Here is a 6689-nt window from a genome sequence, read left to right as displayed (position 1 = left end):
GCAGCCGGGAGTTTTTGGCTACTTTTTGCGGAAAAAGTAGCTTGAGCTGGGCCGCTCAAGAGGCCTTTAAATAATAGTAAGAATAACTGATGAGCAGAAAATACAAATTCCATGAACAGGACGAACTCTATTTCGTCACGTTTGCCGTTGTTAACTGGATAGACCTGTTTATAAGAAACGAGTATAAACGGGTAATGCTGGACAGTTGGAAATATTGTATAGATAATAAAGGTTTGGAAGTATACGGATGGTGCATTATGACGAGCCATATTCACATGCTGATAGGAACAAATAAAGACAGGTTAGAAAACGTTATGCGGGATATGAAGAGGCATACATCAGAGCGGTTGAGACAAGAGATAAGAAACCATCCACAGGAGAGTAGGCGGGAGTGCCTGCCAGCCGCAAGCAGGGCTGTTGTGGCTAATGGAAAGAGCAGGTAAAAAGAACAGTAACAATATAAATTTTTCTTTATGAGACAAGACAACCAGCCCATACAATTAAAAGAAGAAAGGCAGGCACATGAATGTTTGGATTATATCCACAACAATCCTGTAACGGCAGGCATTGTGGAAAAAGCAGAGGATTATCTATACAGTAGTGCAAAAGACTATTTTGGAATGAAAGGTATGTTGCCATTGATTTTGTAGAAGCGTTAACGGTATGATAGAGGTTACGAAAGGGTTTGCTAATGAAGGCACAAGTAATCAGCCGCACGTGGCTAATGCTTCATACTTGCGCTAGAGACATTATTTAGCATGATCTAACATCAGCTTATACCCTTGAAAGCACTGTCTCAATCATTTTATTGATAACCTGTTGAGGGTTAGAAGCAAATTTCCCTTTTAATCTGTCGGCAACAATAGCATTAACAGAAACAGCTTTATGTCCGAGTGTATTTGCCAGCGCATAAATTCCGGCCGTTTCCATTTCTATATTGGTTATCACATGGTTTTCGAATTCGTACCGTTTTAATTTTTCCATCAGTTGAGGTAAACTTCCCTTGGCCCGTACATTTCTGCCTTGTGGAGCATAAAAACCGGGTGCGCTAACTGTAATCCCTTTTTCCAGATCGAAACATAATTTATCCAGTAACTTTCCGTTACAAGCTGTTATATAGGGAATTAAATCTTCATTTTCGAAGTAATTATTCAGGTTGTTTTCCAGTAGTAATTCATCTCCGGTTAGCTTTCTATGATAGAAATTCATCAGCGAATCAAGTCCCAGGCCATGTGTAGAAGCCAGGATAGTTCCAACAGGAACATCTTCCCGGATACTTCCCGATGTCCCCAGTCTGATAATGTTCAGGGAAGTCAGCTCGTCTTTAACGATTCGTTTATGTAGATCTATATTCACCAGGGCATCCAGTTCATTCAGCACAATATCAATATTATCTGTACCTATACCTGTTGAAATAACAGAGACTCTTTGTCCTCTCAGCACTCCGGTATGTGTAACAAATTCACGTTTAGATTTTCTCAGTTCAACAGAATCAAAATGTTTGCTTACTTCTTTAACTCTTTCCGGATCGCCAACGGTAAAGATTGTATTCCCAATATCTTCCGGAAGAAGATTTAAATGGTAAACACTTCCGTCAGGATTTAATATCAGGTCTGTTTCGGAGATCTTATTCATTTTATTTTATATTGTTTTCAGGTATTTTGTTTGTACACCTTCTATTTTCTCTATTTTTCCCAGCACTTTATTCAATTCAGACTTGCGAATGGCTATCTCCATAGCACATTGTAAATCAAACGACTGATTGCTGGGGCTTAACTCTTCTTCCTTGATAACCCGCATAACATCGTTCATCTGCAAATAATCAAAAGACAGTAAATAAATATCGTTAACTGTTTTTTCTATAATATCTGCATGAGCAAGTGCATCTTCTGTGGCCATCTTATACGCATTTATCAGGCCCGGAACTCCTAATAATATGCCGCCAAAATATCTTACCACTACAACCAGGATATTCGTTACATCTTTGGATAATAGTGTGTTGAGAATTGGTCGGCCCGCTGTTCCGGATGGTTCTCCGTCATCATTAATCCGGAAAACATTTCTGTCGGTGGTTAATCTCCATGCATAGCAATGATGCCTGGCTTTAGGATGCTCTTTTTTTAATTGAAAAACGATGTCCTTTACTTCGCTTTCGTCGGTAAGCGGGTAGGCGTAAGCGATAAACTTACTTCCCTTATCCCTAAAAACTCCCTCTGAAGCATTTTGAATGGTACGATAAGTGTCTTCAAATAACATCAGGCAAATGTAAGAATACAAATAGCTATTATAGCTAATGCAATACCTACTTTATTCAACATTGTGAGCTTTTCTTTAAACATTAAAAAGCCTACTAGCGAACCCGAGGCGATAACACCAATATCCATTGCCGAAAATACAATAGAAGGCCGGTCTGATTCTGTAGCCAGCGCTTTAATGTAGAAGTAGATTGACGCAAAATTAAAAAAGCCTAAAACGACACCGGCAAACAGCGCCTTTAACTGAAAATCTAATTTGCCATTTACTTTTAAATAAAGTAGCGTAAATATTCCCAGAACGGTAGCTATGGCAAATATATAAAACAGGGAAGTGGTAAAGCTAAGATTGGAGAACTGGGTAATCATATTGAAGAAAATATCCAAAACTCCGGTTCCAAAGAATACGATAAAAGGATACCAATAATTAATATTGTTAGCGGCAAATTTAGCTTTGGGAACCGAGAAGTAAATGGCAAGAAAACCGATAACCAGTCCGGATAACTTAAAAATGCTGAGCGATTCGTTAAAGATCATAAAAGCTGCCAGTACAGGAATAATGAGCGACAGCCTTTGTCCAATAGCTGTGATTACAATGCCTGATGTTTGGATGCTTTTACTGATAAAATAAAACAATGACAGCATCATAAAAGCCATAATGGAGAAAATGAGGAACTGGTTACCGCTAGGAGATTCTTCAAAACCAGGATTGAAAAGAAAATAGGATAGGATTAAAGCAGTAGGGTAGTTAAAAACAATAGCCTGAAAAGAATTGGTATAGTATCTTTTTAACAGCTTTAGGTTTATACTCACAATAACGCTACAGAAAATTGCTATAATTAAATAAGCCATATAAAGATTTAGTGTTTCAGAATGGTTAATGTGTCCAAACCTATTTTATCTGAACTGATCTGTGTTCCCCGAATTGCAGGAGCTTTAATTCCTCTTTCCCAATAATCTTCGGAAGTAAAAATACGGGCTTCGTCCCACAGGTCGTGTTTTATAAAAGACTCTAAGGTTGTTACGCCTCCTTCTATGATGACGGATTGTATATCCTGAAGATACAGTTGATATAAGATATATTGTGGTAAAAAATGATCGAAATCTTCAATTGCAATGTATTTATTTTTACCATCAATTTTAGTTTCGATGGCATTAAAAATAAATGTATCCTGACTATTATCTAATAAGTTCAAATGTGGTGGGAGTGCTAAATTTTTATCTATAACGGCTCTCCTGGGATTTCTTCCCTGTACTAATCTTACGTTTAATTGCGGATTGTCTATAATAGCTGTATTCTTGCCAATTAACAAACAATCTTCTTCTGCCCGCCATTTGTGCACCAGTAGTTTACTTTCTTTTCCGGTAATCCACCGCTGCTGATGATTCTCCGGAGCAAAAAAGCCGTTAGCCGTTTGTGCCCATTTTAGAATAACGTAGGGACGCTGTTTCTGCACACGGGTAAAAAATCGTCTGTTCAGTTCCAGGCATTCAGCCTCTAAAATGCCTGTGGTGACTTCTTTTCCAGCAAGTAACAACTTTTCTATACCTTTCCCATTAACAGAATCAAACGGATCTCTGGAACCTATAACTACTTTTGGAATCCCATGTTCTATAATTAAATCTGCACACGGTGGTGTTTTTCCGAAATGCGCACAAGGTTCTAAAGTAACATATAAAGTGGCTTTCTTTAACAGCTCGGCGGCATTCGGGAAATTATTCACAACATCCCTTATGGCATTAACCTCTGCATGAGCTTGTCCGTATTTTTCGTGATATCCTTCACCAATAATCTGTTCATTAAGTACTACAACAGCGCCGACCATAGGATTTGGACTAACATTTCCTGCACCAAGAAGAGCTAACTCTATAGCTCTTTTCATAAAAAGAGAGTCATTTACCACGAATCAAATTTAATCATTTGTGCTTATAATTTCTTTAATTTGCGCTTTTAGTTCTATTCATGCGACTTTCAGAAATTAAAGAAGAATTCAATAGGGTTCTTGCTGATTTATACGATCGGGGAGAAATAGATAGTCTTATCAGGTATCTTTTGGAAGATCTGCTGGGTATAAAAAACAGTTTGATAACAGAGATAGAAGATGCCAAAGGAGAAAGATTACTTTCGATATTACCCGATTTAGCAAAAGGAAAACCACCACAGCACATTATAGGTAAGGCAGATTTTTACGGACTAAAATTTATTGTAAATGAAGATGTATTGATACCACGCCCGGAAACTGAGGAACTGGTTCACGAGATTATCAAAAATCATAATAATCAAACTATTAGCATTTTAGATATAGGTACCGGAAGTGGCTGTATACCTGTTTCGCTGAAAAAAAATCTGGGAATGGCATCAGTAAGTACGATGGATATTTCTGAAAAGGCTTTGAAAGTAGCAAAGGAAAATGCAGAATTAAATAGGGTGGACATCAGTTTCTATCAGGATGATGCGCTGGATCTGAAACCGGAAAACTATCCTTTTTTTGATGTAATTGTAAGTAATCCGCCATATGTAACAGAACAGGAGAAACAGGAAATGCATAGAAATGTTCTGGATTATGAACCCCATCTGGCGCTTTTCGTAAGCAATGAGATGCCTTTGGTGTTTTATGATAAAATCTCTGATTTTGCATTGAAAAGGCTCAAAAGAAATGGTTTTCTTTATTTTGAGATCAATCAATATCTGGCATACGAGACTGAAGAATTACTTGCAGGTAAAGGCTTTAAGGTATTATTAATTAAAGATTTAAACAATAATTTCAGGATACTTAAGGCTCAGCTCCTTGGATGATATTGTGTAATGGTTTGCTTTAAAAAGTCTCTGTCTAAATGTGTGTAGATTTCTGTAGTGGTGATGCTTTCGTGTCCTAACATTTCCTGAACGGCTCTTAAATCTGCACCTCCTTCAATTAAATGTGTTGCGAAGGAATGCCGGAATGTATGCGGACTTATATTTTTTTTGATACCTACAGCTAATGCCAAATCTTTAATTATCATAAAAACCATTACTCTGGAAAGCTTACTGCCTCTTTTGTTTAAAAAAATAAAATCTTCGTTTCCTTTTTGTATCCTGAGTTGGTTTCTTACATGCTGAAGGTAAATTTCGAGGTGTTTTAATGCAGAAGAACCAATGGGCACAAGCCTTTCTTTATTTCCCTTTCCCGTGACTTTTATAAACTCCAGTTCTTTATACAGATCTGATAGCTTTAAGCTAATCAGCTCGCTTACGCGGAGACCGGAACTATATAAAATTTCGAGCATGGCTTTATTTCTGATATTTTCCGGTCGTGATAAATCCAGGCCGTCAAGCATCATATTGACCTCGTTCACAGACAGTACTTCTGGCAACTTTCTCCTGATTTTGGGGCTTTCCAGATTATCCGCAGGATCGTGTTTAATTAAGTCTTCCAATAATAAAAACTTATAAAATGATTTAATACCGCTTATAATCCGGGATTGTGTAGAAGCTATTAATCCGAATTCATTTATCCATTTAATAAAATCTCTTAAATCTTGTGTTGTAACTTTAAGCAAACTCTTGGGCTCTGTTTGCATAGACAGGAATTGCACCAGTTTATCTACATCATTTATGTAAGCATTTATTGAATTTTTAGACAGAGAACGTTCCAATTTCAAATACGTTTCAAATGCTTTTTTTTCTGCTGACCAATTCACTTTATCTTTTCGAAATTAAATGATAAGTTTGAGGTGATGAATATACAAATAATCAACGGACCAAATCTAAATTTATTAGGTAAAAGAGAACCTGGCATCTATGGAAGCGAAGGTTTCGAAAGCTATTTGGAAACTTTAAAATCAAAATATGCGGAAATTAATCTGCATTATTTTCAGAGTAATGTGGAAGGAGAGCTGATTAATAAACTACACGAAGTTGGTTTCAGCTTTGATGGTATTATTTTAAATGCTGGCGCCTATACACACACTTCCATAGCACTGACAGATGCAATTGCTGCAATACAGGTTCCCGTAATTGAGGTTCATATTTCTAATGTACATGCAAGGGAGTCTTTCAGACACCATAGCATGATAGCAGGAAATTGTAAAGGGGTTATTGCGGGATTTGGGTTAAAATCTTATGAGCTTGCCTTAACTTCATTTTTGTAATCGTTATTTTTTTTCGAATCAAATAAATATTTATATATTCGATTCGAAAATCAATTAAATAATGAAGAAAATTTTATTAGCTACAGCTTTTGCGCTCACAGTGAGCTTCGCAAATGCACAATTAAAGTATGGTTTAAAAGCGGGGGTAAACTTTGCAAACATGGACATTAGTAGCCAGGGCATGTCAATTTCACCTAAATCTCAAACTTCTTTTCATCTTACCGGGTTCGTAGATGTTGCTATCAGTGAGAAATTTTCTTTTCAGCCTGGATTATCTTTTCAAGGTAAGGGGTATAAAGTGGATGT

10 protein-coding genes are annotated in these 6689 nt (G+C 36.9%); 5 read left to right on the top strand and 5 right to left on the bottom strand.

Annotated features, from left to right (window positions below):
* Window positions 1-89 precede the first annotated feature (89 nt).
* Window positions 90-443, top strand: coding sequence for a transposase (locus tag ABWO41_RS14150; protein WP_353139323.1), 354 nt, complete (start codon window positions 90-92; stop codon window positions 441-443).
* A 30-nt stretch (window positions 444-473) separates the two neighbouring features.
* Window positions 474-650 carry a hypothetical protein gene (locus tag ABWO41_RS14145; protein WP_353139320.1) on the top strand — a complete coding sequence of 59 codons (177 nt, stop codon included), beginning with the start codon at window positions 474-476 and terminating at the stop codon, window positions 648-650.
* A gap of 124 nt (window positions 651-774) precedes the next feature.
* Here ABWO41_RS14145 and ABWO41_RS14140 read toward each other — a convergent pair whose 3' ends face one another.
* The 4 genes from ABWO41_RS14140 to ribD are packed head-to-tail and all read right to left on the bottom strand — an operon-like array spanning window position 775 to window position 4156.
* Window positions 775-1635, bottom strand: coding sequence for a nucleoside phosphorylase (locus ABWO41_RS14140; RefSeq protein ID WP_353139317.1), 861 nt, complete (start codon window positions 1633-1635; stop codon window positions 775-777).
* A 6-nt stretch (window positions 1636-1641) separates the two neighbouring features.
* Window positions 1642-2256, bottom strand: coding sequence for an IMPACT family protein (locus ABWO41_RS14135; protein ID WP_353139314.1), 615 nt, complete (start codon window positions 2254-2256; stop codon window positions 1642-1644).
* Window positions 2256-3104, bottom strand: a complete 849-nt coding sequence (locus ABWO41_RS14130; RefSeq protein WP_353139311.1) for an EamA/RhaT family transporter — start codon at window positions 3102-3104, stop codon at window positions 2256-2258. The genes ABWO41_RS14135 and ABWO41_RS14130 overlap by 1 nt, the downstream gene beginning before the upstream one ends.
* Window positions 3105-3112: 8 nt before the next feature.
* Entirely contained in the window at window positions 3113-4156 is a 1044-nt protein-coding gene (ribD, locus tag ABWO41_RS14125) for a bifunctional diaminohydroxyphosphoribosylaminopyrimidine deaminase/5-amino-6-(5-phosphoribosylamino)uracil reductase RibD (RefSeq protein ID WP_353139308.1), read from the bottom strand.
* Between the two features lie 59 nt (window positions 4157-4215).
* Here ribD and prmC point away from each other — a divergent pair, with 59 nt between their 5' ends.
* Window positions 4216-5049 (top strand): peptide chain release factor N(5)-glutamine methyltransferase, encoded by an 834-nt coding sequence (prmC, locus tag ABWO41_RS14120; protein WP_353139305.1) that lies wholly within the window; start codon window positions 4216-4218, stop codon window positions 5047-5049.
* Here the strand turns inward: prmC and xerD are convergent.
* Complete coding sequence (gene xerD / locus ABWO41_RS14115; protein ID WP_353139302.1) at window positions 5034-5933, bottom strand: site-specific tyrosine recombinase XerD; 900 nt, start codon at window positions 5931-5933, stop codon at window positions 5034-5036. The two genes, prmC and xerD, sit on opposite strands and share 16 nt — an antisense overlap.
* A gap of 36 nt (window positions 5934-5969) precedes the next feature.
* Between xerD and aroQ the strand changes: the two genes are divergently transcribed.
* On the top strand, window positions 5970-6383 hold the full coding sequence (gene aroQ / locus ABWO41_RS14110) for a type II 3-dehydroquinate dehydratase (protein WP_353139299.1): 414 nt from the start codon (window positions 5970-5972) through the stop codon (window positions 6381-6383).
* Between the two features lie 61 nt (window positions 6384-6444).
* Window positions 6445-6689: outer membrane beta-barrel protein (locus tag ABWO41_RS14105; protein ID WP_353139296.1), on the top strand; the 245-nt coding region annotated here is incomplete at its 3' end.

It is taken from the genome of Pseudopedobacter sp. (assembly GCF_040392825.1).
In the GTDB taxonomy this organism is placed as follows: Bacteria; Bacteroidota; Bacteroidia; order Sphingobacteriales; family Sphingobacteriaceae; genus Pseudopedobacter.
Note: the sequence above shows the minus strand (reverse complement) of the source record. Positions and strands in the feature narration are given on the sequence as shown.

Excerpts from the sequence above, each read along its gene's own strand:
- ABWO41_RS14150 (WP_353139323.1), top strand. The coding sequence starts at position 90 with ATGAGCAGAAAATACAAATTCCATGAACAGGACGAACTCTATTTCGTC.
- ABWO41_RS14145 (WP_353139320.1), top strand. The coding sequence starts at position 474 with ATGAGACAAGACAACCAGCCCATACAATTAAAAGAAGAAAGGCAGGCA.
- ABWO41_RS14140 (WP_353139317.1), bottom strand. The coding sequence starts at position 1,635 with ATGAATAAGATCTCCGAAACAGACCTGATATTAAATCCTGACGGAAGT.
- ABWO41_RS14135 (WP_353139314.1), bottom strand. The coding sequence starts at position 2,256 with ATGTTATTTGAAGACACTTATCGTACCATTCAAAATGCTTCAGAGGGA.
- ABWO41_RS14130 (WP_353139311.1), bottom strand. The coding sequence starts at position 3,104 with ATGGCTTATTTAATTATAGCAATTTTCTGTAGCGTTATTGTGAGTATA.
- prmC (WP_353139305.1), top strand. The coding sequence starts at position 4,216 with ATGCGACTTTCAGAAATTAAAGAAGAATTCAATAGGGTTCTTGCTGAT.
- aroQ (WP_353139299.1), top strand. The coding sequence starts at position 5,970 with ATGAATATACAAATAATCAACGGACCAAATCTAAATTTATTAGGTAAA.